The sequence below is a fragment of the Candidatus Hodgkinia cicadicola genome (genome assembly GCF_002774925.1).
Map to the genome: position 1 here is coordinate 1 of NZ_NXGO01000127.1, position 776 is coordinate 776.

A 776-nucleotide genomic window follows, 5' to 3' on the forward strand; every position below is an offset into this window, starting at 1 on the left:
TAAGAAGAGGGATGTAAAGCTGGGCAATATAAATGAAGATGCATGAGATAGAGTAGCATAGAGAGAAAAGTGTAAGCAAAAATTATAAAGATGAAATACAGTACGGTATGTTTTGAAACCAATTTACATGATTACACAACAGCAACATGCTTATGTTGTATTGAGATGTAAAGTTGCATTATAATGTTTTTTCTTTCTTATGGCTGGACTAATGTGGCAATACAGTCTTTTTTTATGGACTGATAAGATAGTGTACAATGTACCACGACTTATTATGTGTTTATGATTACTATTATATTAACATTTTATGAATTACGATTTACTGTCTGTATTTTTACTTTTTGCAGATCCCTGTATTCACATTTATTTATTGTAAATAAACTACAACTACACTATATTTTTATTTTCTCTGAGCTCATGTAGTTTTGTAAGCACAAGACAGATGATCTTGTACAAATGTTTTGGCAAAAGTGTTTAAAGAGGTCTGTAAATGTAGAAATTCAGTTTGTACTTTGTTTTATCGCTCCTTGGGTAGCCATGTTGAATGCCAGTTCACTTGAATCAACAATATTGTGACCACCGTCAATCAATCTAAACTTTATGCCTGCTATCTTGTGTCCAGACAAAAGACCTGTAAATAAAGAAAACAAGATTGTAAACTTCTAACTTCATCAAATGAAAAATACAAAATAACTACAAACTTCTGCACTAACCTTTTTCGCACATTGTTTCCAACCCTTTTTTAATTCCTGGTATGAACTGTTTAGGAACATTTG

Annotated in this window: 1 protein-coding gene; it reads right to left on the reverse strand. The window is 31.3% G+C overall.

Annotation, left to right across the window (positions count from 1 at the left end):
- Positions 1 to 392 precede the first annotated feature (392 nt).
- Positions 393 to 650, reverse strand: a complete 258-nt coding sequence (locus tag MAGTDC_RS06075; RefSeq protein WP_192573215.1) for a hypothetical protein — start codon at positions 648 to 650, stop codon at positions 393 to 395.
- Positions 651 to 776 lie beyond the last annotated feature (126 nt).